Raw genomic sequence first — 25,576 nt, forward strand, 5'->3', positions numbered from 1 at the left:
CGCTCGGCGGTGGGTAAAGGGGTATGAGTCTGGGTTGGGTCGATTTCTTCGCGTATGTGCTGTTCGGTCTCAAATATGTGGCGATTGCCCTCGCCCTGCTGATGTTCATCCTCGGGCTCGATGACCTGTTCATCGACCTCGTGTACTGGAGCCGCAAGTTCATCCGGCGCTGGCGGATCTACGAGAAATTCAAGCGTGCCGACGAGGAGCGCCTGTATTCGATTCCCGAGAAACCGCTGGCAATCATGGTGCCGGCGTGGAACGAAGTCGGCGTGGTCGGTGAAATGGCGCGCCTGGCGGCCTCGACCATCGACTACGAGAACTATCAGATTTTCGTCGGCACCTACCCCAACGACGCCGAAACCCAGGCAGATGTCGACGCGGTGTGCCAGCACTACCCCAACGTGCACAAAGTGGTTTGCGCCCGACCCGGCCCGACCAGCAAGGCCGACTGTCTGAACAACATCATCGACGCAATCCTGCGCTTCGAGAGCGAGGCGAAAATCGAGTTCGCCGGGTTCATCCTGCACGACGCCGAAGACGTGATTTCGCCGATGGAATTGCGCCTCTACAACTATCTGTTGCCGAACAAGGACCTGATCCAGATTCCGGTTTACCCCTACGCACCGGAGTGGAAAGGCTTCACCGCCGGGCACTACGTCGATGAGTTCGCGGAAAACCACGGCAAGGATGTCATCGTCCGCGAAGCTCTCACCGGCCAGGTACCCAGCGCTGGCGTCGGCACCTGCTTCAGCCGTAAAGCCATCAGCGCCCTGCTGGAAGACGGCGACGGTATTGCCTTCGATGTGCAGAGTCTCACCGAGGACTACGACATCGGTTTCCGCCTCAAGCAGAAAGGCATGAAATGCATCTTCGCCCGTTATTCGGTCAGCGATCCAAAACTGGCGCTGAAGCAACCCTGGGTGTTCGGCATGAACCGCGAGTTCTCTCAGGTGATCTGTGTCCGGGAACATTTCCCGCGTGACTTGCAACACGCAATCCGGCAGAAATCGCGGTGGATTGTCGGCATCGTCTTCCAGGGCACCAAGAACCTCGGCTGGAGCCGCAAAGGTCTGCTCAATTACTTCCTGTGGCGCGACCGTCGCGGGCTGATCGCCTATTTGCTGAGCTTTCTGGTGAACCTGCTGTTCCTGGTGCTGCTGGCGATGTGGGCGGTCACGATCATCTCCCCGGACTCGTGGCGCTACCCCTCGATCCTCGCCGACAGTTCGCTGCTCTCGGTGCTGCTGTGGCTCAACGGCCTGATGCTGCTCAACCGCCTGTTCCAGCGCGGCTGGTTTGTCACTCGTTACTACGGATTGGTTGAAGGTCTGCTGTCAGCGCCGCGCATGATGTGGAGCAACTTCGTCAATTTCTTCGCCAACCTGCGCGCCTTGCGTCAGGTCATGGAAATGGGCGATTCGCGGCGTGTGGCCTGGGACAAAACCACTCACGAATTCCCGGCGCTGACCAAGGCCCAGCGCACTCCACTTGGCCATCGGCTGGTGGAAAAAGGTCTGCTTACCGAGGAGCAACTGGAAGCGGCGATCACCAGCCCGGTACGCCGGCGCCTCGGGCGCGAACTGCTGTTGCGTGAATACATCAACAGCACCCAACTCGTGCAAACCCTGGCCGAACAGCTTGATCTGGAATGGGCGCCACTCAATCCATTCAAGCTCGACAAACGCCTGATCGATGCCGTACCACGCCGGGTCGCTTCCCACTACGGCATTTTGCCGGTGGCCGAAGAAGGAGACACCCTGATCCTGGCCTCCGAAGGCCCGGTCAGCCAGGTCTCGCTCGGCGCCATCAGCCGTCAACTGAAACGCCCGGTGCGCAGCCGTCTCGCACCACAGGGCCGCGTCACATTGGGGATTCGCTACTGGTACGCCAGCCCCCGCCAGAATGAGGAAGTGCGTCATATGCTCGAAGTGCTTGAGCGCCATCAGGACGATGAGGTCCTGCTGGAACGGGTCAGCCGCCATCAGGTGCTGCTGGGCAATCTGTTGCAGGTGCGCGGCATGGTTCCGCCGACCCTGTTCAATCAGGCGCTGATCGACTTCGATGCCGAGAAAATGTCACTCGGTGAACACCTGATTTCCCGGGGCATGATTACCCAGGAAGTACTGGAACAGGCCCTGGCCGATCAGGCCAGCGAACAGCAAGCCGCCTACCGCATTGTCCGGGAGGTCGCATGAAGCCTGTGCATCGTCAAACCTTGCTGATGGGCAGCCTGCTGCTGGGCCTGAGCACCGCGTGTCCGCTGCAAGCGGCACCGCTGAGCGACTTTGAACAGTTCCGCAGCTATCCCTACATGGACCGCAGCTATCGCGAGGCGAAAAAGGGTAACTGGAAAGAAGTCGAACGCCTGATGCGCCACTTGCTGGAAAAGGTCCCGAAAAATGACGAGGCCCGGGCACTGCTGGTGGAGTCCCTGGCCAAACAACGTCGTTACAAGGAAGCACTGCAAGCGTTGCCGGACGACAGCAACGCCCTGCTCGATCTGCGCCTGACCTGGATCGAACAGGATCCTCCGACCAGCACTCAAGTTGAAGACTGGATGGCCACCAGCAGCCTGAATGACCGTGTGCGTCTTTGGCAGGCCTACAGCCTGAGCCTGGCCAAGTTCGGCGGCGCGGCCAAGGCCCACGACTGGCTGGCGCAACTGGCGCCCAAGGGCGATGACAATATCCTGCGTCTGGCCCGCGCCAACTGGTCGGAGCAACTGCGCGACTGGAGCGGCACCATCGACCAACTGGCACCGCTGGCCGCACGCAAACAACTGGACGCCGAAGGCTGGCAACGGCTGGCCAACGCTTACGTGCAGCGGCTCGATGAAAAGCCGCTGCAGCAACTGCTGCAACAGGCGCCGAGTCCCGAAGCCGCTCGCAACATTCGCCTGGCGATGGTCGACCGCGCCATCGCCATGGGTCACGAGCAGCAGGCCCAACGCTGGATGCAGTCGCTGCCGGCCAGCGACCTCGCCGATCCGGCGCAACGTCAGCGGCTGTGGGAACTGGCGCGCAAGACCGAAGACGTGCCCACCGTGCAGCGCCTGAGCAACGATCTGCAACGGCCTTGCCTCGAAACCGCCGAATGGCTGTCGCGTCAGGATCCGGAAGCGGCGCTCCAACAACTGCGCAGCTGTACGCCGACGGACGACCCACAGACCTGGCTGGTACTCGCCCAGCGCCTGCAAGCCACTGACCTTTTGCAAAGCACCCGTCTGCCGGAGCCTTGGGACAGTCGGCGGCAAACGCAGGTGCTCGACATCTGGCAGGAGCAAGGTCGCAGCGCCGAAGTCAATGCTTGGCTGGCCGGCCAGAAACAGACGCCCGATATCGTCAAGCGCCGGGCGGAACTGACGCAGCGCATGGGACGGATGATTGAAGCGCAAACCCTGTGGGAACTGCACTACCGGCAAACCGGCAATCTTTCCTCACTGAATCAGGCCACTTACCTGGCGGTAAATGCCGGTGATCGCGCACATGCACAACAGTTGCTGGAATCCGCGTTCGATCGTCATGGCGGGCGTTTGCCGGCGACGGCGTTGCAGCGTCTGGCCGGTTTGTATGCCGCAGCGCCATCCATGACACCCGAGCAACAGCGGCGCATGGCGCTCCTGCTCAATCGGGTGGACGGTGCCACGCGCGGCCAACTGCTCGCGCAACTTGCGGAGACCGGCCAGTGCGACGCCGTGCAGCAAGCCATCGGCAGCCACCCGCAAGCGGCTGGCGATTACCGCGCGCTCGGTGGCTGCGCCATGCCTGATCGCCCGGGTGAAGCCGTCATCTATTACCAGCAGGCTGAAAAGCTCGGCGATCGCGGCAGTCATCTGCCGCTGGCCTATGCCCTGGAAGCGGCCGGTGATTCTGCCGGCGCACTGGCCATCTGGCGCAGCTTCCCGACCGCCGAACTCAGCGACAACGCGCGTCTGACGGCCAGTCGCAGCGCGCTGAATGTCGGCGACAGCCAGACCGCCGAAACCTACTGGCAACAAAGCACCGCTCGCGGCGCCAATGAATGGGCCCTCGGCGCAGCCATTGCCGACGCACAGGGTGATCACGCCCAGGCGCTGCAACGTCAGCGTCAGGCTCTGCAACAGGCACCGGATGCCGGGCATTTCTACGCTGCATCGGTCACCGCGCAAAAGGCCGGGGACTTGCCGCAAAGCACTGCATGGCTGGCCGAAGCGGTACGCCGCGAGCCGAACAACCCGCGTTATCGCGCCGACTACGGCATGCGTCTGGCCGGTGCCGAAACCCGCGAAGAGCGCGCCACGGCGATTCCGTATCTGCAACAGGCGACCCGGGATTTCCCCGAGGATTACCGCCTCGGCGAAACCTTGGCCTGGCGCTACGACGAAGTCGAAGACAGCGCCTCCGCGCGCAAGGAACTGCGCCGGGTGATCGATCTGGAGCAGAACCCGGTGGCGGCCGATGACGAAGATGGCAGCATGGAGGCCCGCCGTTATCGCCAGCGCCGCGCCCATGAAACCTTGTCCCTGCGTGACAGCCGGACGATTGCCAACACCTGGTCGCCAGCCGGGATCTCGACCAATGACTTCGTGCGCCCGGATGACAGCAAAGGTTCACGCCGTCGCTCGGATTCGCAGAATGTGCAATTGGCAATGTGGGAACACGCCCTGGGCGAAGAACCAAGCCGCGCCGGCAGCACGCTGTCGGTGTACGGACGCGTCTTGCTGGGCGGACAAGGTCGCTCAAGTTACGCCGAGTCCCTCGCCGCCGGTGTCGGCCTGCGCTACAAACCGTGGGGCACACAGAACATCAACTTCTACGGCGAGATCTACAAGCAAAGCCAGTTCGACGATAACGATAGCCACAGCCTGAGCCTCGGCCAGATGCTGGTGCCGGAAAAACTGTTCGATCAGGTCAACGATCACCGCAAGGACGGCCACACCACCACCGACTACCTGCTGCGCGCCACCGCCTCATTCCTCGATCAGGGCAAGTACCGCAACGACTGGCGGGTCGACGAAAACGACTGGGACGAGCGTTTCCTGTACCTCGACGCCGCGTGGTGGACCAAGGCCGGCGATCACCAGTGGCTGTCGCGCTTCCAGCAAGGTCATGCATGGAAACTGCCGTTCAGCGGAGCCCAGACGATCATGCCTTACGGCTTCCTCGAATTTGCCAGCCAGGACCCGAGCAACGACTGGCGTCAGGACCTGCGCACCGGTGTCGGCCTGCGTTGGCAATGGTGGTACGACGAGGATCGCTACAACGCCTACCGTTCGAAACTGACGGTTCGCACCGAATACCAACAATCGCTGGGCGGCAATCTGTATGAAGGCGGCAATGGTGTGCTGCTGGGCGTGGAGTGGAATTTCTGATGGCTCGATGGATGCTGTGTATATGCCTGCTGATGAGCGCCACTGTCGCCAAGGCCGATGAGCGGGTGTTCTATCAGCCGCTGAATGTCGATGCAGGCCTGACCCAGGCGCAGTGGCAGAAAGTCTGGCAAGACACCGCGAAGCAAGGCACGCGAACCGTGATCGTGCAGTGGACGGCCTATGGCGACTCGGACTTCGGCGGCGCCAATGGCTGGCTCGCCAACAGCCTGAAACTCGCTCAGCGACAAGGTCTGCAACTGGTGCTCGGCCTGGCGATGGACCCGGCTTACTACAAACGGATCGATGAACTGGACAGCGCCGGTCTCGGTGCCTACTGGCAGGCACAACTGGGCCAGTCGCTGGCCCAGCAGCAGAAACTGCGCCAGGACTGGAAACTGCCGGTCAGTGGCTGGTATCTGCCGCTGGAACTGGATGACCTGCACTTTCTGGCGGCAGATCGGCGGGCCACGCTTGCGCGTCAGTTGAAGGACTTCGTTGCGAAGCTGGATGCCCCGCTGCATGTCAGCGCCTTCAGTGCCGGCAAACTGGCCCCGGCGGTCAACGCTCAATGGCTGGGCGAATTGACGGCGGCCGGGGCGCAGGTCTGGTGGCAGGACGGCGCGGGAACCGGTCGTTTGTCACCACTGGTGCGCAACAGTTACGCCAGTGCGCTGCCCTGCTCCGTGGGTATCGTGCGCGAAGCCTTCCGCCAGGTCAGCCGCGAGGGCGAGCCCTTCCGTGCCGAACCGGCCAGCCCGGATGCGACCTCGACCGGCTGTCATCAGAACGCGGTGTTTTCCCTGCGTTATCGACCGTGGGGCTCGGTAATCCTCGACAACCAACGCAAGCATCTGGGCAGCAATGTACAAAACCATTGAAGACGAAGTCCTGAAAAAGAGCGCGCCCGCCGAACTGTGGAGCGAGTTTATACAGCATGAGTTCGAGCGGCTGCATTCGTTCTGCCTGTTGATCTACCTGGCGAGCATCGGCATCTGGCTGGCCTTCGACCTGATCGTCAGCTTCATCGGCAATCAGGGATTCACCTGGCGTTCGATGGTGTTCATTGCAGCCTTTGCGATTCTTGCTGTGGTGTTGATGTTCACCCGCAAGGCCCGACACTTCGACTGGCTGAACCTGACATTCGTGGTGATCATCACACTCGGCATCCGAATGGTGATCGACGGCCTGCCGCCGACCTTTCATGGCATCTGGCTGGTGCTCGCCGCAGCCACTACGTTGTACAGCGCCTCAGTACTGCCGCTCAGCCGCTGGTCGTTCTTCGGTGCCCAGGTCATCACCTGGCTGGTGCTCAATCCGTTCATGAACACCGGCATCGACCTGCTGGAACTCAAAGGCGTGATGACCATCGCCTACAGCGTTTTTCTCTGCGCATTGACGATCTATACGTTTCTGAAGCTGCGCGAGGCCAAGCTCTACAACTACATCATGTCCAAACTGCTGTTGGATCAAGCCTACAACGACACCCTCACCGAAATTCCCAACCGTCGCTCGTTCATGACCCGCGCCGGAAAAACCCTGCAAGCCGTACCGCGCGAGCATGACCATTACCTGGCGATGATCGACATCGACAACTTCAAGAAAGTGAATGACGTGTACGGCCACGACATCGGCGATGAAGTGCTCAAGCGCATCGCGGCGGACATCAAAACCGTGATGTCACGCTTCGAATATGCCCGACTGGGCGGTGAGGAGTTTGCGATCTATCTGGCCGGTGTGCGCCGCGAAGATGTCGAGGCGCTGGCCGGGGAATTGTGCCGGGTGGTGCGTGAGCAACCGACCCGGCACCCGGTGACCATCAGCATCGGTCTGGCCCGGGTCGAGGACGGCGACACCCTCAACCAGGCGCTGATCAAGGCTGACGAAGCGTTGTACGAGTCAAAGCATACCGGCAAGGACCGGTACACTTTTCATCAGTGAGGCCGTCACGCCTCACGCACCAGCAACACCCGCGTCACGCGACGCTCTTCCACCGCCATCACGGTCATGCCCCAGCCTTCATGCTGCAGACGATCGCCCTTCATCGGCAGGCGATCCAGCAGGCTCATCACCAGCCCGGCCAGGGTCTGGTAATCCTCGGTCGGCTCGGCGCGAAAACCGGTGTGTTCGCGGATGCGGGTCAGGTTCAGCGCACCGTTGACGATAAACCCGCCCTGCTCCTCGACCACGTCGGGGCCAGCGATTTCGCTGGCGTCCGGCAGTTCGCCGGCAATCGACTCGAGAATATCGGTCATGGTCAACACACCCACAAAGTCACCGAACTCGTTCACCACAAAGGCAATGTGGGTCGAGGCCGCACGCATTTGCTCCAGTGCGTTGAGGATCGAGTAACTGTCCAGCAGATTGACGGTCTTGCGCGCCAGGTGTTCCAGGTTCGGCTCGTTGCCGGCCAGATACTCCTTGAGCAATTCCTTCTTGTGCACGAAGCCCAATGGCTCATCCACTGCGCCGTTACGAATCAACGGCAAGCGCGAGTAGGACGAATGCATCAACCGTGTACGAATAGCCTCGGCGTCGTCGGCCAGATCAATGTGATCGACATCGGCGCGCACCGTCATCAAGGCACGAATCGGTCGCTCGGCCAATTGCAGCACGCCGCTGATCATCACCCGCTCGCGACGGTCGAACAGCTCCGTGCTCGGCGCTTCACCGTTGTCCAGCAAGTCGGAGATTTCCTCGCCGACTTCTTCCACCGCCAGTTTGCGACCACCCAACAGACGCATCACCGCGTGAGCCGTGCGCTCACGCATCGGGCGCAAGCCCTGCATCGAGCGTTTGCGACGAGCGCGGGCGATCTGGTTGAAGATCTCGATGAGGATCGAGAAACCAATGGCCGCGTACAGATAACCTTTCGGGATGTGGAAGCCCAGGCCTTCGGCCGTCAGGGCAAAACCGATCATCATCAGGAAGCCCAGACACAGCATGATCACCGTCGGGTGGGCATTGACGAAGCGGGTCAGCGGCTTGCTGGCAACGATCATCACACCAATGGACACGACCACCGCGATCATCATCACCGCCAGTTCATCGACCATGCCCACGGCGGTAATCACTGCGTCCAGGGAGAACACCGCGTCAAGCACGACGATCTGCGCCACGATAGGCCAGAACAGCGCATAAGCGGTGTTGGTCGAACGTTCGCCGACATGGCCTTCCAGCCGTTCGTGCAACTCCATGGTCGCCTTGAACAACAGGAACACACCACCAAACAGCATGATCAGGTCACGGCCGGAGAAGCTCTTGCCGAACACCTCGAACAACGGTGCCGTGAGGGTGACCAGCCAGGAAATACTCGCCAGCAGGCCAAGACGCATGATCAGCGCCAGGCTCAAGCCGATGATGCGTGCGCGGTCGCGCTGATGCGGCGGCAGTTTGTCCGCCAGGATCGCAATGAACACCAGGTTGTCGATACCCAGTACCAGTTCCAGCACGATCAGTGTCAACAAGCCCAGCCATGCCGTGGGATCGGCTAACCATTCCATAATCTGTCTCTATCTCTCGTCAGTGAATTCAGGCTGCCGGACACGGCAAAGTGCGGCGCGAAAGCTCAAAGGCTGCGCCAACAACGATAGTCGGTAGTCGGAAGACCGGATGTTGCGAGTGCGTCAAGACCGCGCCGTGGCGCGAGGGGAACGGGGTTCCTGGAATAGAACTGGGAGGCTCCGAGAGGGTGTTCATGCAAATCCTGAATGAAAAAAGGCCTTGAAGCGTACAGGCTCAGATGACTTTTCCTACAGCTGGAAATCATTTCAAAATCTGTACGCCGCCAGCTTATCGCCGTCCCCGTCAGCATCGGCAACCAACGGATGTTAAGGGCTAACGCCCGGCAAACCTGAGGCGAGACAACCGGCGCAGGTCGCCCTCGACGTAGTAATCGTTGGTCCAGCTGTCATCCGCCGCCAACGGCTGCACCTGCTTCAACGCCAGTTTTTTCGCGAAGTAGCGGAAACGGTAGTGCTCGTAGAACCGCAGCAGCTCCAGGCCATAGCGGTCCGCCAGATCGGTGTCGCCGCGAATGATCAGGTAGTTCTCGTCATTGCCGGTGCTGGCAGAGGTGCTGAGGTTGTGGCTGCCGCTGATGATCGTCGGGCTGTCGCTGGTGAAGTCGGAGACCACCGCTTTGGTGTGCACCAGCAAGTTGCCCTTCTGGCCTTTCATGTTTTCCCGCAGCCAGCCTTCCAGCCCGGTGTTGAGCAATGCGGTGGCGGCGAATTCGGCAGTTCGGTCGGCGTGAAACCCGGTGATGCGGCTGACGGTGTTTTGCAGGCCGTAACGCAGGATGTCGTCGTGGGGCTGGCCGAGCAACGCGTTGAGAATCGCGTCGGGCAAGACGAATGCGGTGACGAACAGCAGGTCTTTCTTCGCCCCCTCGATGATCTCGACGAACTCCCGCAAGTCGGCGCCGCCGGTGCGCGGGGAGAACCCGGCGAACAGGGGTTGCGCCGGGTTCATCGGGTTGTGTTGGCTGATCCAGTCACGGGTGGCGCCGACGTCCGCCGGCTCGGCCCAGATCTGCTCGAAGGTTTTCAGGTAACTCGCGCTGACCGGCGAATCGTCCAGCACATGCACCACGTTGGCCTGGCGGTACACGCCGTTGGCGGTGAAGTTGGTGCTGCCGCACAGCACCGCTTGCGGCTGACGTTCGCCGCCTGCGTCGAGGCGGCTGAGGACGATGAATTTGTTATGGAAAATATTGTGGGTGACCCGCCCGCGCTTGCTGCTCACCGGCAGTTTCGCAAGGCTAGCTTCGTTGATCGTTGTGTCTTCGTCGTCGGGCCGGGCGTGATACAGCACACGCACCTGAACACCTCGATCGAACGCCGCGTTCACCGTGTCGATGATGGCTTGCAACTGATATTCGTAGATCGCGATGTCCAGCGCCCACTGCCCGTCCACCGCACGCTCGATAAACCCTTGCAGGCGCCCGAGCAGACCGTTCTCCAGCCACTGACGCGCCGCATCGGGCCAGGCTTCGATGGGCATGTTCTTGTTGGCACTGATCTGTGCGTCGAGATCGGGGAATTTACGCTGAAACGCCTGACTGGCGGCCACGGCGCGGTTGAAGATCACGCCCTGATTGGCGGGATGACCGTCGTCGGAGCAGATTGTCAGTTCCAGCACTTCACCCAGTTGCGGCGCATCCGGCGAGCCATACGCCAGGTGCACGCGATAGTGAATCGTCATGCCCGGATTGACCGCGTAATCGGCCCAGCGAAATTTCTGCAGCGGTGCCTTATCGCTCGGCGTGGCGTGGAACTGCGGGAAGGTATGGGCCCTGCCGGGAAAGGTCAGGCTGTTGAACAGGAACAGCCACGGTTTGTCGCCCTGCTGCTTTTCGATGGCAAACCCCAGCAAGCCTTTGCGGCGGGGTTCGGCGAGGTCCATGGCGAGCAGCACGCCGTTGGTGCCGGCGTAGGCCTTGACGCGAAAATCGTCCTGCGGATTGGCGACCAGTACGCGCATGATTCACTCCTTGTGATTGGGCCTCAGTGCAGCATAGCCCTCAGACCGACATCAACTCGTCGATATGCCGGTAATCGGCGCCCAGTGCTGTCGCCAATTGTTTCGCGCGACCCAGCCGAATCGGTCCGCGCTCGATATCGATCAACAGGCCCGGACACGCCAGCGCTGGCAGCTGCGGACAGTCTTTCAAACGACCATCGGTGATCACCAGCAACCGTTGTTGTTCGGCGGGAAAACGCTTGCGCCGCACCGCCAGCCAATGCCCGGCTTCCGTCAGCGCTGCCAACAGAGGCGTGCCGCCTCCCGCGCCCAATCCATCGAGCCACGCGCGCAACCCGCTGGAAGCCTTCAGCCCTTGCACCTGCCATTTCGGCGCCGCGCCGCTCGCGGTCAACAACGCAAGACGCGCGCGCTGCCGATAAGCGTCGTCGAACAGTTGCGCGAGCACGCCCTTGGCATCGCTCAAGGCTTGATAGCGACGGGTCGAGGCCGAGGCGTCGACGATCACCAGCCACAGTTCATGGGGCGTGCGTGTGCGCAGTTGAAACAGCAAATCCGCTCTGGTTTTCGGGCGACCGTTGAGCAAGGTTCCCGGCCAGTTCACCGAGCCGCTGCGAGCCGCGTGACGCTTGCCCTGGCGACCGTTATCGAGGCGTCCGGCGCGGGGTCTGGCATTCGCCCCCGCGTCGGATCGGGGGCGAATGCCTAGGGCTTTTTTTGTAGGTGTGGCGGCCAGACAGGTACTTCGCGGCGTGCGCCGGTAGCCAGTGCCGGTGCCGGCATTTCTCCCCACTGGCCCTGCCCCTCACTCGGTTCGGCGTGAGTGCCGGACGGCGATTGCGTCGGTGGCTGTGCGGGGGATGAAGACTGCTCGCGACGACGATGACGCAATGCAAACTCAGCCACGGCATCAATGTCTTGCTCGGCGATGGTTTCAGCGCCACGCCACGCGGCATGAGCCCGCGCCGCACGCAGCCAGACCAGATCGGCGCGCAAACCGTCGACGCCTGCCGCAAAGCAGCGCTCGGTGATCTGTGCCAGCGCCGCATCATCCAGCGGGATGCCCGGTAAAACCTTGCGGGCGTTCTCGCAGCGCTCGCGCAGAGCTTGCTGCTCAGCCTCCCACTGCGCACAGAACGCCTGCGGATCGCTGTCGAAATCCAGCCGACGACGAATGATCTGCCCCCGCTCGGCCGGCGCCGTATGACCGCTCAGCGCGACGTTAAGGCCGAAACGATCCAGCAATTGCGGACGCAATTCCCCCTCTTCCGGGTTCATCGTGCCGATCAATACGAACTTCGCTGAATGCCGATGGGAAATGCCATCGCGCTCGATCAGGTTAGTGCCGCTGGCGGCCACATCGAGCAGAAGGTCCACCAGATGATCCGGCAACAGATTCACTTCATCGACGTACAACACGCCGCCGTCCGCCTTCGCCAGCACACCCGGAGAAAACTGCGCACGACCGTCGCTCAACGCCGCGTCCAGATCCAGCGTGCCGACCAATCGCTCTTCAGTAGCACCCAACGGCAAGGTAACGAACTGACCACTGGCCAACAGATCCGCCAGCCCCCGGGCGAGCGTCGACTTGGCCATGCCGCGCGGGCCTTCGATCAGCACGCCGCCGATTTTCGGGTCGATGGCCGTCAGGTACAGCGCCAGTTTCAGATCATCGGCGCCGACCACGGCGGAGAGCGGGAAATGCGGGGTGTCGGTCATGTTCAGTCTCAGCTCTCTTCTTCTATGTCCAGCAGCAGGTTTTCCAGGGCCTCTTTGTAGGCGCCCGGTTCCTGCCACATTCCGCGCTGCTGGGCTTCGAGCATGCGTTCGGTCATGTCGCGCAGTGCGTGGGGATTATGCTCGCGCACGAACTCGCGGGTCGCCGGGTCCAGCAGATATGCATCGGCCAGCAATGCGTATTGGTGATCGTCGATCAGTTGCGTGGTGGCATCGAAGGCAAACAGGTTGTCGACCGTCGCCGCCAGTTCGAACGCGCCTTTATAGCCGTGGCGCTTGACCCCGTCGATCCATTTCGGATTCGCCGCCCGGGAGCGGATGACCCGGTTCAGCTCTTCCTTCAAGGTGCGGATCTTCGGCAGATCCGGCTGGCTGTGATCGCCGTGATAACTGGCCGCCGCCTCGCCACGCAAGCTTTCCACGGCAGCAAGCATGCCGCCCTGGAACTGGTAATAGTCGTTGGAATCGAGCAGGTCATGCTCGCGGTTATCCTGGTTTTGCAGCACGGCCTGCACCTGGCTCAGGCGCTGAACGAATTGCTCGCGGGCGGCGGTGCCCTCATCGGAACCACCGTAAGCGTAGGCGCCCCAGTTCAGGTAGACCTCGGCCAGATCCTCGCGGGTTTGCCAGAGGCGTCCGTCGATGGCGCCCTGCACGCCCGCGCCATAAGCGCCGGGTTTGGCACCGAAGATCCGCCAGCCGGCCTGACGCCGGGCAGCATCCTCATCCAGCCCTGACTGGCGCAGCGCTTCGCGTTCGGCGCGCACTTTGGCGGCCAGTGGGTTGAGGTCGTCCGGCTCGTCCAGTTCGGCCACGGCTTGTACGGCGGCGTCGAACAGGCGGATCAGGTTGGCGAACGCATCGCGGAAAAATCCGGAGACCCGCAGCGTTACATCGACCCGAGGCCGGTCGAGCAGGCTCAACGGCAGAATCTCGAAATCATCGACTCGCTGACTGCCGGTGGCCCAGACCGGACGCACGCCCATCAACGCCATGGCCTGAGCGATGTCATCGCCGCCGGTGCGCATGGTCGCGGTGCCCCACACAGAAAGGCCGAGCTGACGCAGATGGTCGCCGTGATCCTGCAGGTGTCGCTCGAGGATCAGGGTCGCCGACTGGAAACCAATGCGCCATGCCGTGGTGGTCGGCAGGTTGCGCACGTCCACCGAATAGAAGTTGCGCCCAGTAGGTAGCACGTCGAGGCGACCGCGACTTGGCGCACCACTTGGGCCAGCGGGGACGAATCGGCCGCTCAACGCGTCGAGCAAGCCGCGCATTTCGGCCGGGCCGCAGGCGTCGAGGCGTGGGGCGATCACTTCGCGCAGATGAGCAAGAATGGCACTCACCTCAGACCAGTGAGGACCCTGTGGGAGCGGGCTTGTCCCCGGACGGCGATCCGACGAAAGCGGTATGTCAGTGAAAGAGATATTGACTGACACGACGCCTTCGCGGGCAAGCCCGCTCCCACAGGTATTGTGCAAGGCTTGACTTGGGTTGAGTGCCTGCTCAATCAGCTGGGTGGCGAACAGTTCAAGGCGTTCGCGGGTATCCCCTGCGGTGCGCCACACTGCTCCACTAACGATCTGCAGCTCTTCGGGACGCGGGCCAGTCCAGGGATCAGCCAGTGCACAATCCAGCGGATCGAACCCCAACTGAAACGCCTTGGCCAGCGCCCGCAACAGACTCGACTGTGCCCCTTTGCCATCGCCACGCGGAATCCGCAGCAACGCCAGCAAGGTATCGATGCGCAAACGTCCGGTGGGCGACTCACCGAAAATATGCAGGCCATCGCGGATCTGCGATTCCTTCAAGTCACACAAATAAGTGTCCAGACGCGGCAGCCAGATCGCCGCATCGGCGTCGCTGTCGAGTGCGGCATCCAGCTGCAATTCACGATCGATCTGCGTGTCACGCACCAGTTGCAGAATGTCGCGCTGCAACTCACGGGCGCGGCGCGGATCGAGTAACTGAGCTTCGTAATACTCGTCGGCCAACAGTTCCAGATTGCGCAACGGACCATAGGTTTCAGCGCGGGTCAGCGGCGGCATCAAGTGGTCGATGATCACCGCTTGGGTGCGACGTTTGGCCTGGGCGCCCTCGCCCGGATCGTTGACGATAAACGGGTAGATATTCGGCAGCGGCCCGAGCAATGCGTCGGGCCAGCAGTTCTCCGACAGGCCCACACCTTTGCCGGGCAGCCATTCGAGGTTGCCGTGCTTGCCGACGTGGATCACGCCATGAGCGCCGTAGGTCTGGCGCAGCCAGAAATAGAACGCGAGGTACGCGTGCGGCGGCACCAGATCCGGGTCGTGATACACCGCGCTCGGATCGACCTGATAACCCCGCGCCGGCTGAATGCCGACGAAGGTCAGGCCGAAACGCAGACCAGCGATCATCATTCGCCCGTCACGGCACATCGGATCGTTTTGCGGCGAACCCCAACGTTCCAGCACCGCCGCGCGATTGGCTTCTGGCAGCGCATTGAACATCGTCAGGTAATCGTCCATCGCCAGGCTTTGCTGGCACGGGCGCTGATCGAGGGTGTCGAGGTCATTGCTGACGCCGCCGAGCAATTGCTGGATCAGCTCGGTGCCGCTTTCCGGCAGTTCGGCCGGCAACGGATAACCTTCAGCCTGCAACGCTCGCAGGATATTCAGCGCGGCGGCCGGCGTGTCGAGGCCGACGCCGTTGCCGATGCGCCCGTCCCGGGTCGGGTAGTTGGCGAGGATCAGGGCGATGCGCTTTTCAGCGTTCGGCACCCGCGCCAGCTCAACCCAGCGGCGCGCCAGTTCGGCCACAAAATCCATGCGCTCGGGCTGGGCCCGATAACACACCACGTCGGACTGACTGCGCTCGCTGCGCCAGGCCAGGTCCTTGAAGCTGATCGGCCGACTGATGATCCGGCCGTCCAGCTCCGGCAAGGCGATGTGCATCGCCAGATCCCGCGGACCGAGGCCCTGCTCGCTGTCGCGCCAACCGGGCTCGTTGTCCTGGGCGCAGATCGCCTGGATCACCGGAATGTTGCGACGAAACGGCCGCAGATGCGGCGCTTCCGGGCTGGACTGGGCGAAACCGGTGGTGTTCAGAATCACCGAGGCCTCCACCTCATCCAGCCAGTCCTCGACCACCGACAGGCAGCCGGGCTCTTTCAAACTGGCCACGGCAATCGGCAGCGGATTGAGTCCCGCCACCTGAAGCCGTTGGCAGAACACGTCGATAAACGCCGTGTTCGCCGCTTGCAAATGCGAGCGATAAAACAACACCGCCGCGACCGGTTGACCGGGCAGCCAGTCGGCTTGCCAGTCACTCAGTGCGGCGGTGTTTTTGTTCGGGTGATAAATCGCCGTGCGCGGCAGCGTTTGCGGCTCGCCCCACACGTAATCCCGCGCCAGCCAGCGATTGGCCAGGCAGTGGAAAAAGTCCAGCGCATTGCCAAGGCCACCCTGGCGCAGGAACTGCCAGAGCCGGTCGCGATCCTCGGCGCCCACGGTGCTCAGGTCGCTGAGCTCCGGGTCGGGACGGTCATCGCCCGGCACCAGAATCACCTGCATGCCACGCTCGGACAACTCGACCAGCCGCTCGACGCCATAACGCCAATAAGCGATGCCGCCGTGCAGCGAAATCAGAATGACCTTGGCGTGGCGCAGCACTTCATCGACATACAGGTCGACCGACGCATGGTTCTGCACCTGCATCGGGTTGGCCAGCCGCACGCTCGGGTAATCGTCGGGCAGTTGCTGCGCGGCTTCGGCGAGCAGCGCGAGGCTGGAATCGCCGCTGCACAGGATCACCAGCTCGGCGGGGGTTTGTCCAAGGTCGGCAATGTTGTCATCCGACACGAAACCGCCGGGCTGGGTCCTGAGCAGGTGCATGGCTTAAACGCTGAGCGCGGCGCGCAGTTGCGCTTCGAGCTGGGCTGCGTCCAGCTCCTGACCGATCAACACCAGACGCGTCACGCGCACCTCATCGGCGCCCCACTGACGGTCGAAGTGCTTGTCGAAACGTGTACCCACGCCCTGGATCAGCAGACGCATCGGCTTGTTCGGAATCGCCGCGAAGCCTTTGACCCGCAGAATGCCGTGCTGAACCACCAGTTGCGTCAGCGCGTCGAGCAACAGGCTTTCGTCGGCTTGCGGCAGTTCGATGGAGATCGAATCGAAGGCGTCGTGATCGTGGTCGTCGTGATCGTCATCGCCTTCACCGTGGTGGTGATCGTGATGGCTGTGGCGGCTGTCGATGTGTTCTTCGGAACCGGCACCTAGGCCGATCAGCACGTCCAGCGGCAGGCGACCGTTGCTGGCTTCGATGACTTTCACCGCAGGCGGCAGCTCTTCGGCGACTTCCACACGGACCCGCGCAAGGTCTTCAGGGCTGGTCTGGTCGGCCTTGTTGAGGATGACGAGGTCGGCGCTGGCCAGTTGGTCGGCGAACAGTTCGTGCAGCGGCGATTCGTGATCCAGGTTCGGATCGAGTTTGCGCTGGGCATCGACCTGATCCGGGAACGCGGCGAAAGTGCCGGCGGCCACGGCCGGGCTGTCGACCACAGTGATCACCGCGTCGACGGTGCACGCGCTGCGGATTTCCGGCCACTGGAAGGCTTGCACCAGCGGCTTTGGCAGGGCCAGACCCGAGGTTTCGATCAGGATGTGGTCGAGGTCGCCGCGACGGGCCACCAGTTCGCGCATCACCGGGAAGAACTCTTCCTGCACCGTGCAGCACAGGCAGCCATTGGCCAGTTCGTAGACGCGGCCGGTGGCTTCTTCTTCGGTGCAGCCGATGGTGCACTGCTTGAGGATTTCACCGTCGATGCCCAACTCGCCAAACTCGTTGACGATCACCGCGATACGGCGGCCCTGGGCATTGTCGAGCATATGCCGCAGCAAGGTGGTTTTGCCCGAGCCAAGGAAGCCGGTGACGATGGTGACGGGGAGTTTGGCCAGTGTTTTCATCGGATGCCCTTTGGCAAGGTGGCGGGCATACGGGACGAGACCGGCAACGCGGGTGCGTGCCTGGAGAGTTCGCCACCGGATCACCCCGCCCGGTTGAAAGTGAGAATCTGTGACGAGGCAGGTCTCCTGGCTGACGGTGTTCGGGCCTTGGCCCGGTATTCGCTGCGCCTTCCCGCTGGCTCTGGATTGAGTTGGCAGTGGCGTGGCAGCGAACAGCACCGTTCACAGTTGCGGGGGCAGCCGCGGCTTGGACCGCGTTCCCTTCTTAGCTTCGGCGTGGGCCGAAGAACCTCGAAAGCGCAAGGCTACGCATGGGTTCGTGATGGGTCAATGGTTGGTGCTTTTTGGTTTTGTGGGCATATCCGTTGCTGCGGTAACGGCTTCTTATGGTTTCGCTCTTACAGCGACTCACTTTTCCAAACGCCGAAAAGTAAGCAAAAGGCTTTTGCCCCGGCGTACGGCACTTCGCCTAGGCTCAGTGTTCCCTCGCTACGGTGTCCATCAGGGGGCATCGCCTACGGTTTGCTTCGCTGCACCTCCTCTCGATGTATGCGGCTTCGCCGCACGGCGCTGCGCGCCTACCCCCTGATGGACACCGTAGCGAGGCCTGCCGAAGGGGCTAAAGATCAAAAGCTAGAGCCAGAGCCAGAGCCAGAGCAAAGGCCAGATCAAGAGCCCCCTCACCCTAGCCCTCCCGAAACGTCGGACCGCCCGTAGGGAGAGGGAACTGATCGGGGTGTTTGGAAGAGATACGCCGACGTGCGATACCGCGTTGAACTCAGACTTTGAAAAGCACAAAAATCGGCTCCCTCTCCTAGGGGAGAGGGCTGGGGTGAGGGGTAAACCCACCACAAAACCAAAGCCAAACACGCCCTGCTCCCCCCACTCAAAACGATGAGCGTTAGCTCGAGTACCGCTTTTGATCGCAGGGCCCGTCGGCAGGCTGAGTGGAGGGATTGATCCGGGGGTGGGAGCGCAGCGACCGTTTGGCGAAGCCAAACACATCGAGAGGAGGTGCAGCGAAGCAAACCGTAGGCGATGCCCCCGGATCGATCCCGGAGCGAAGGAACCCGAGCCACAGCGAGGGCCGTACGTCAGGGTGCAGCCTTTTTGGTTACTTTTTCGGCGTTTGGAAAAAGTGACCCGCCGTAAGGGCGGAACCCTAAGCAGCCATAACCGCAGCAACGGATCTGCCCCCAATCCCAATCCCAATCCCAATCCCAATTGACTCAAATTCCCCCTCATGGTCTCCTACACAACTTGTTACGGGTGCCCCTCACAGGGTGAAACGGGAAACCGGTGAATCATGTGCTTTACTCTAAAGCCATGTCAGTCCGGTGCTGCCCCCGCAACGGTAAGCGAGCGAAGCGTCAGATCCACTGTGCCCACGGGCATGGGAAGGTGACGCTTGCAGGTCGGCAGACAGCCACCCCTCGTGAGCCCGGAGACCGGCCCGCAACACACAGTGCGCGACATCGCCACTGAACATAACAAACCCGCGGTGGGCGGGCGCTGTTCGAACCTCTGCGCGCCCGGCCGCAGGGGTTTTCATGCGCTCTATCCGCCCGCTGACACTCCAGAGGGAAGCGCCATGTCGATCATCAGCAGCACCGGCAGCAATTCGGACAAGATCTCCAGCACCACCACCCTGAGCCAACGCCTGGCCGCCGCCGCCTGCGCGTCGATCCTCGGTGCCTGCCTGGTGTACTTCGCCGGTTTCTCGCACATCGAAGCGGTGCATAACGCCGCGCACGATACCCGCCACAGCGCCGCGTTCCCGTGCCACTGAGACCTGACGACTTGATCAAGCGTATTGCGCAGACCGCAGGTTTCACCGGCCTTCTGGCCGCCCTGCTCCTGACGTTGCTGCAAAGCTTCTGGGTTTCGCCGCTGATTCTGCAGGCCGAAACCTTCGAGAAAGCCGAGCCGGTTGCCGAAGTTCACGAACACGCCGCCGGCACCGCCGCCCACACCCACGATGCCGAGGCCTGGGAGCCGGAAGACGGCTGGCAGCGAGTGGCTTCCACCACCGGCGGCAATCTGGTGGTAGCCGTGGGTTTTGCCCTGATGCTGGCAGGTCTGTACACCCTGCGTGCGCCGACCAAGACCTCGCAAGGCCTGCTCTGGGGTCTGGCCGGTTACGCGACATTCGTGCTCGCCCCGACCATGGGGCTGCCGCCTGAACTGCCGGGCACCGCCGCCGCAGATCTGGCCTCGCGTCAGATGTGGTGGATCGGCACCGCCGCCTCCACCGCTGTCGGCCTGGCCTTGATAGCGTTCAGCCGTAACTGGCTGATGAAAATCCTCGGTGTGGCGATCCTTGCCGTGCCGCACGTGATCGGCGCGCCGCAACCGGAAGTGCATTCGATGCTCGCTCCGGAAGCCCTGGAAGCCCAGTTCAAAATCGCTTCGCAGCTGACCAACGTCGCGTTCTGGCTGGCCCTGGGCCTGATCAGCGCCTGGTTGTTCCGCCGCAAAAGCGAAGGTCAGTACCACGCATGACCGATGACAGCGCAGCGCCGACCTTCGTGGTCGGCCTGGGCTGCCAGCGCGGCTGCCCGGCCAGCACGCTGCGTGCATTACTTGACCAGGCGTTACAGGCCCATCGAATTGACCTCGAGAAGGTCAAGGCGCTCGCCAGCATCGACCTCAAGCGTGACGAACCCGGTTTGCAGGAACTCGCCGCCCAACTGGCGCTGCCGTTGCTGTACTTCAGCAGCGAAGAACTGGCCAGTTATCAGCAACGTTTGAGTCATCATTCACAGATCGCCTTCGAACGCACCGGTTGCTACGGCGTGGCGGAAAGTGCCGCGCTGGCGCTCGCCGAACAGTTGATCAGCGGCCCGGCAAAACTGCTGATATCCCGGCAAAAGTACGCCCAGGCAACTCTGGCATTGGCCGGCGCGGCGTAAATTCCCGATAATCCATGCTTTCGATCATGAGCATTCTTCATCTGAAGCGCTTGTGACGCACCGCCCTGCCCCTTTTTTACAGGACCCAACGATGACCGTTTACTTCATCGGCGCCGGCCCCGGCGACCCGGAATTGATCACTGTCAAAGGCCAGCGGCTGATCCGCCGTTGCCCGGTGATCATCTACGCAGGTTCGCTGGTGCCGACGGCAGTGCTGGAAGGTCATTGCGCGGAAACCGTGGTCAACAGCGCCGAACTGCACCTGGAACAGATCATCGACCTGATCAAGACCGCCCACGCCAAGGGCCAGGATGTGGCGCGGGTACATTCGGGGGATCCGAGTCTGTATGGCGCCATTGGCGAGCAGATTCGTCATTTGCGCGAGCTGGATATTCCGTTCGAGATCATTCCCGGTGTGACCGCTACCGCCGCGTGCGCCGCGCTGTTGGGCGCCGAACTGACCCTGCCGGACATCTCGCAAAGCGTGATCCTGACCCGTTATGCGGACAAGACGGCGATGCCTGCCGGTGAAGAGCTCGGCAATTTGGCGCAGCACGGGGCGACTATGGCGATTCATCTGGGGGTCAATCATCTGGAGAAGATCCTGGCCGAGCTGCTGCCGCATTACGGCGCGGATTGCCCGATCGCGGTGATTCATAGGGCGACATGGCCGGATCAGGACTGGGTGACGGGGACGCTGGAAGATATTGCCGAGAAGGTGGCGGCCAAGGGTTTTCGGCGTACGGCGTTGATTCTGGTCGGGCGGGTGTTGGGCAGCGATCACTTCAGTGAGTCGTCGCTGTATCGTGCGGGACATGCGCACCTTTATCGACCGTGAATGGGACGCGGAGCGTCCCGGGCTGCGTTCCCACGCGGACGGTTCGACGCCTCGACGTGGGAACGATCAACGCATAAAAAAACGGCGCTCACGGGGCGCCGTTTTTCATGCCGCAGCGAACACCTTAGTAATAGGCGTTTTCTTTCTGCGTGTGGTCGGTCACGTCGCGAACGCCCTTGAGCTCAGGAATGCGCTCGAGCAAGGTGCGCTCGATGCCTTCCTTCAGGGTCACGTCCGCCTGGCCGCAGCCCTGACAACCGCCGCCGAACTGCAATACGGCAATGCCGTCTTCAACGACATCGATCAGGCTGACCTGACCGCCGTGGCTGGCCAGCCCCGGGTTGATTTCGGTTTGCAGGTAGTAGTTGATGCGCTCGTTGATCGGGCTGTCGGCGTTGACCATCGGCACTTTGGCGTTTGGCGCCTTGATGGTCAGCTGGCCGCCCATGCGGTCGGTGGCGTAGTCGACGACGGCATCATCGAGGAACGCTTCGCTGAACGAGTCGATGTAAGCGGTGAAGCTTTTCAGCCCCAGCGCCGTGTCTTCAGGTTTCTCTTCGCCCGGCTTGCAGTAGGCAATGCAGGTTTCGGCGTACTGGGTGCCAGGCTGGGTGATGAAAACGCGGATGCCGATGCCCGGGGTGTTCTGCTTGGAGAGCAGATCGGCCAGGTAATCGTGGGCGGCGTCGGTAATGGTAATAGCGGTCATGGAGACTCCTCGCAGGCTTGAGGCGGAGTTTACGCCAATCGGCGCGCGGCACAAAGTCCTACTATTTACGTAGGAATAGTTCGCAAATCGGCTAAGCGCCAGGTTCGCCGTCAATCCGTGCCCTAAGCCATTGATAACTGCGTTTTTCCACCCATTCGTAGCTCAGCCACGAACCGATAGCAATGGCCAGCGCACAGACGATAAACATCAAATACGGGTTGATTCCGTAGCGCCGGGCCAGATAACCACCGGCCGACAGCACCAGCACATGCATCAGATACACCGAGTAGGAACAGTCGCCCAGCAGTTTGAGCAGCCTGTTGCGTTCGACATGCCGCTCCAGCGCCATACTGGCCATGACCAGCACCGCACTGGGCACGCCCCAATTGAGCAAACGGGGTTCCGGCGGCAGATGATAGATCGCCACTAATGCCGCACCGATCCCCAGCAACGGCAGCCAGAGCGCCGGCCCGATCCAGCCGCGACGGTAAAGCATGCCGATGCCGATCCCCAGCAGGAACTCATAAACGATGTCCGAGCGATAAAACTGGCTGACCCAGCCAAATCCGGTCCAGGCCTGACACACCGCAAACAGCAGCGCCGCGACCACCAGCAGGCGTACTTGCAGCCGGAACAACAGTGCCCAGGCAAACAACACGTAGAACAGCATTTCGTAATTCAGGGTCCAGCCGACATTCAGAGTCGGATAGATCCCGTAGCCGCCGGGGTTTTCGGTCGGGATAAACAGCAACGACAACAGCAAATGGCTCCAGTCCACCGTCTGATCCGGCAGCAGCGGCCGGGCGAATACCACCAGCACCGCCATCAGCACGGTGTAGAGCCAATACGCCGGAACAATACGGAACAGTCGATACAACAGAAACCGCGCCGGCGGCAGTGCCTTGCCTTCGGTGGACAGGAAAATCACCAGCCCGCTGATCACAAAAAAGATATCGACGCCCACGGCGCCCTTGTCGATGAACAGCTGCCCGATCGGCCCGCGCGCCTCGAAGTCGAAGAAAATCTGCATGAAGTGATGGCAGACCACCGCCCACGCGGCGAGCGCTCGCAGGGCCTGCACTGAAATCAACATTGCCCACTCCCGTCACTCTTTCTGAACCACCACTGAACTCTGTGGGAGCGGCGGTGCGACGACTCGACTTGCCCGCGATGGCGGAGTGTCAGGCCACTTAAATGCCGGATGGACCGCCCTCATCGCTGGCAAGCCAGCTCCCACAGGAACTTTGTGTCTAGTCATGAATTGGGACAGCAGGCTCGCGTCAAACGATCAAAGATTCTCGTACCGGTTCATGTCCAGCACACCCTCTTCCACCGGCTCGGTCTCGTGGATGTACTGGCTCAGGTCGTGGAAATAGAACCAGAACTGCGGATGACTGCGGCGAATCCCCCAACGTTCGACGATCTTCTCGAATTGCGGCGCATCCTTGGCGTTTTCCATGGCATCGACAAACGCCGGCACCTGATCCGCCGGGATGTTGAACATGAAATTCGGGTAGCTGCTGAGTACGCCCGGATAGATCGTCAGCGTGTCCAGCCCCGGCTGATAACGCAGCGATTCGCCGAGCAGAAACGCCACGTTGCTGTGGGCGCGGTTGCGCAGCAGGCTGTAGACCTCGCGCTTGCCGCTACGGGTTTCGACCCGCAGCATGGTCGCTTCCGGCAATTGATCGATCACTTTCAGCCCCGCCGCCGGGCGCGAAGTCAGGCGACTCAGCGCCTGTTCGGCATTTTGCAGGGCCGGGTCGATGTTCGGGCGCGAGCAATAGGCGTCTTCGCAGCGGTTGATCGGATCCGGACGCGCGTTGAGATCGCCGTAACGCGCCAGCAACTGCATGGCGAAATCGTGTTTCGGGTCTTTCTCGTCGAGTTTCAGCGCGGTCGGCTTGTCGTCGTCGATGGCTTCGTAATCGAGCCACATCTTGAACTGGCCGCTGCTCTGGTACCAATCGTCGAGGTAGCCCTCGCGGGAATCGGCGGGCATCAGACGCAGGAAGTTCTGCTCGGCGCCGTTGCGGATCAGGTCGAAATACAAGCGGGTTTGCGCCTGATGGGAGACGTTGCCGAACACATCGAAATTCACCGCCAGCTGGTAATAGGTGCGTTCCAGCAGCGGATAGTCGAACAGCCACATCGTCTGCGGCACCTCGCCGATCAGGCCCTTGGTCACCGAAGCGCTGTCGAAGTGACGGAAGATGCTGAGCAAGGCGTTGTCGTTGCCGGCCCACAGGGTCGACCAGCTCGGTGCCGGCAGGTCGGCGTAGCTGTCACGGCGCAGGGCTTCGTATTGGTTTCGCTTGTTGCGGTAGTTGTGCCACAGGCTCAGGACACTGCCGACATCGTCGTTCTGCCCCGGCATGGCCAGCAACGGCGTGGCCTGGCCGCGATAGTTCGGGTCGGTGATGTACAGGTCGTGTTCCGGCGCCTGGAACAGCGCCCAGAAGTTGTCGCGGATCACGTCGGTCGCGATCTGCCCACGGCACACAGGGCCGCGAATGAAGGTGCGCACGAAGTATTCGGCGTTATCCAGCATGAACTGATAACGCGCCTGCGCCGGGATCGCCTCGAAGGTGGCGAACGGGTTGGCCCGGCTCTGCGGACCGTAGCCCGGCAAGGCGTTGACCTGCCAGTGGCCGTTGTAGAACAGGCTCTTGACCCGCGCCATCTTCGCCGCACTCAGCGGATAAGTGATGTGGGTCTTGTGCACGATCACGCCCTGCACCGGCCACAGGCGATAGTAGACCTGGGTGCCCGGATCGTCGTTCGGGCGACGGGTGGCGATCAGATCGATTGGTTGCCCGGTCGGCGTGCGCGAACGCACCCACTGGAAGTAATGCCCCGGCTCGCCGTCCTTGAAATAGATGTGCGCCAAAAACCAGTGTTCGAACAACCAGCGCCCGACCAGACTTTCCCGCGCGCCAGGCTGGTTGAGCAGGTTTTCCCACTGGACGATCTGCATCGCCTCCTTGGCGCTTGGCGCCAGGCCTTGCTCATCGATCGGTGCGCCGGACGCCAGCCAGCGTTGCAGGGTCTGGTATTGCTGGTCGGTCAGGCCGGTCACCGCCAGCGGCATGCCCTCTTTCGGATGAGCGCCGGCATAGCCGTCGAACTCCGCAGGCATCGCGCACAGGTTCTCGCGATTGAGGCCCAGCACGATGTCTTCCGGCAGTTTGGCGTTGGGTGTCAGCGGCGTTTTGTGTCCCAGCTCCAGCATGCGTGCCATCAGAGCGGCCTGACTACCTTGGGCGTCGAGCACCGAATAAAAGTCTTTCTGCTGCCAGGCCCGTTTGCCGAAGGCGTCATAGAACAGCCGGGTGGTCGGCGCCGCCTGGGTGCGTTCGCCATCGTAGACCGGCATCTTGCTCGCGCCACGGGCCGCACCTTCGCCGCTGCCCAGGTTCAACTGACAGGCAGAGTCGTAGCACGCATGGCAGGCCACACACTTTTCGGTGAAGATCGGCTGGATGTCTCGGGTGTAGGAAATAGAAGAAGAAACAGCGGGACTCTGCGCCGCCGCGCCAAAGCTAAAAAACAGCAATGCAATGCTGATGACGCGGTACGACATGTCCCTGATCCTGA

At 61.9% G+C, this 25,576-nt stretch carries 17 protein-coding genes and 2 riboswitches; of the genes, 8 read left to right on the plus strand and 9 right to left on the minus strand.

Going from position 1 to position 25,576, the window contains the following annotated elements; translation table 11 throughout:
* Window positions 1-23: 23 nt before the first annotated feature.
* The 4 genes from nfrB to ACTJK7_RS01890 are packed head-to-tail and all read left to right on the plus strand — an operon-like array spanning window position 24 to window position 7,291.
* Window positions 24-2,198 carry a cyclic di-3',5'-guanylate-activated glycosyltransferase NfrB gene (gene nfrB / locus ACTJK7_RS01875; protein ID WP_323150759.1) on the plus strand — a complete coding sequence of 725 codons (2,175 nt, stop codon included), beginning with the start codon at window positions 24-26 and terminating at the stop codon, window positions 2,196-2,198.
* A complete protein-coding gene (locus tag ACTJK7_RS01880; RefSeq protein WP_440779568.1) occupies window positions 2,195-5,353 on the plus strand; it encodes an NfrA family protein in 3,159 nt (1,052 codons plus the stop codon). The genes nfrB and ACTJK7_RS01880 overlap by 4 nt, the downstream gene beginning before the upstream one ends.
* Complete coding sequence (locus ACTJK7_RS01885; protein ID WP_108562214.1) at window positions 5,353-6,231, plus strand: DUF4434 family protein; 879 nt, start codon at window positions 5,353-5,355, stop codon at window positions 6,229-6,231. Before ACTJK7_RS01880 ends, ACTJK7_RS01885 begins: the two co-directional genes overlap by 1 nt.
* Window positions 6,215-7,291 (plus strand): GGDEF domain-containing protein, encoded by a 1,077-nt coding sequence (locus ACTJK7_RS01890; RefSeq protein ID WP_108562217.1) that lies wholly within the window; start codon window positions 6,215-6,217, stop codon window positions 7,289-7,291. The genes ACTJK7_RS01885 and ACTJK7_RS01890 overlap by 17 nt, the downstream gene beginning before the upstream one ends.
* A 5-nt stretch (window positions 7,292-7,296) precedes the next feature.
* On the opposite strand, the gene ACTJK7_RS01895 is transcribed toward ACTJK7_RS01890, so the two are convergent.
* The 6 genes from ACTJK7_RS01895 to cobW form a co-directional block, all read right to left on the minus strand.
* On the minus strand, window positions 7,297-8,853 hold the full coding sequence (locus ACTJK7_RS01895; RefSeq protein WP_064381336.1) for a TerC family protein: 1,557 nt from the start codon (window positions 8,851-8,853) through the stop codon (window positions 7,297-7,299).
* Between the two features lie 334 nt (window positions 8,854-9,187).
* Entirely contained in the window at window positions 9,188-10,834 is a 1,647-nt protein-coding gene (locus tag ACTJK7_RS01900; protein WP_323150763.1) for a phospholipase D-like domain-containing protein, read from the minus strand.
* Between the two features lie 40 nt (window positions 10,835-10,874).
* Entirely contained in the window at window positions 10,875-11,627 is a 753-nt protein-coding gene (locus tag ACTJK7_RS01905; RefSeq protein ID WP_440779567.1) for a vWA domain-containing protein, read from the minus strand.
* On the minus strand, window positions 11,540-12,553 hold the full coding sequence (locus ACTJK7_RS01910) for an ATP-binding protein (protein ID WP_236196903.1): 1,014 nt from the start codon (window positions 12,551-12,553) through the stop codon (window positions 11,540-11,542). Before ACTJK7_RS01910 ends, ACTJK7_RS01905 begins: the two co-directional genes overlap by 88 nt.
* 8 nt (window positions 12,554-12,561) lie before the next feature.
* Window positions 12,562-16,443, minus strand: coding sequence for a cobaltochelatase subunit CobN (cobN, locus tag ACTJK7_RS01915; RefSeq protein WP_323162327.1), 3,882 nt, complete (start codon window positions 16,441-16,443; stop codon window positions 12,562-12,564).
* Between the two features lie 3 nt (window positions 16,444-16,446).
* On the minus strand, window positions 16,447-17,520 hold the full coding sequence (cobW, locus tag ACTJK7_RS01920) for a cobalamin biosynthesis protein CobW (RefSeq protein WP_323150766.1): 1,074 nt from the start codon (window positions 17,518-17,520) through the stop codon (window positions 16,447-16,449).
* A 99-nt stretch (window positions 17,521-17,619) separates the two neighbouring features.
* A riboswitch (cobalamin riboswitch) is annotated at window positions 17,620-17,829 on the minus strand.
* A gap of 941 nt (window positions 17,830-18,770) precedes the next feature.
* Window positions 18,771-18,991: riboswitch (cobalamin riboswitch) on the plus strand.
* A gap of 120 nt (window positions 18,992-19,111) precedes the next feature.
* Here cobW and ACTJK7_RS01925 point away from each other — a divergent pair.
* The 4 genes from ACTJK7_RS01925 to cobM all read left to right on the plus strand — a co-directional run bounded on the left by ACTJK7_RS01925 (window position 19,112) and on the right by cobM (window position 21,270).
* Window positions 19,112-19,309, plus strand: a complete 198-nt coding sequence (locus tag ACTJK7_RS01925; RefSeq protein WP_064381325.1) for a CbtB domain-containing protein — start codon at window positions 19,112-19,114, stop codon at window positions 19,307-19,309.
* A gap of 11 nt (window positions 19,310-19,320) precedes the next feature.
* Window positions 19,321-20,022, plus strand: a complete 702-nt coding sequence (locus ACTJK7_RS01930; protein ID WP_108562227.1) for a CbtA family protein — start codon at window positions 19,321-19,323, stop codon at window positions 20,020-20,022.
* Window positions 20,019-20,432: a cobalamin biosynthesis protein gene (locus ACTJK7_RS01935; protein WP_011334491.1), complete on the plus strand. Its 414-nt coding sequence runs from the start codon at window positions 20,019-20,021 to the stop codon at window positions 20,430-20,432. Before ACTJK7_RS01930 ends, ACTJK7_RS01935 begins: the two co-directional genes overlap by 4 nt.
* Before the next feature lie 91 nt (window positions 20,433-20,523).
* Window positions 20,524-21,270: a precorrin-4 C(11)-methyltransferase gene (gene cobM / locus ACTJK7_RS01940; RefSeq protein ID WP_064381321.1), complete on the plus strand. Its 747-nt coding sequence runs from the start codon at window positions 20,524-20,526 to the stop codon at window positions 21,268-21,270.
* A gap of 124 nt (window positions 21,271-21,394) precedes the next feature.
* Here the strand turns inward: cobM and nfuA are convergent, their stop codons facing one another.
* The 3 genes from nfuA to ACTJK7_RS01955 form a co-directional block, all read right to left on the minus strand.
* Window positions 21,395-21,979, minus strand: coding sequence for a Fe-S biogenesis protein NfuA (gene nfuA / locus ACTJK7_RS01945; protein WP_007959519.1), 585 nt, complete (start codon window positions 21,977-21,979; stop codon window positions 21,395-21,397).
* A 91-nt stretch (window positions 21,980-22,070) separates the two neighbouring features.
* On the minus strand, window positions 22,071-23,072 hold the full coding sequence (locus tag ACTJK7_RS01950; RefSeq protein WP_440780136.1) for an acyltransferase family protein: 1,002 nt from the start codon (window positions 23,070-23,072) through the stop codon (window positions 22,071-22,073).
* A 195-nt stretch (window positions 23,073-23,267) separates the two neighbouring features.
* Window positions 23,268-25,562 (minus strand): fatty acid cis/trans isomerase, encoded by a 2,295-nt coding sequence (locus ACTJK7_RS01955; protein WP_108562232.1) that lies wholly within the window; start codon window positions 25,560-25,562, stop codon window positions 23,268-23,270.
* Window positions 25,563-25,576 lie beyond the last annotated feature (14 nt).

The sequence above is a fragment of the Pseudomonas sp. 22085 genome (assembly GCF_052045815.1).
GTDB classification, from domain to species: Bacteria; Pseudomonadota; Gammaproteobacteria; order Pseudomonadales; family Pseudomonadaceae; genus Aquipseudomonas; species Aquipseudomonas glycinae.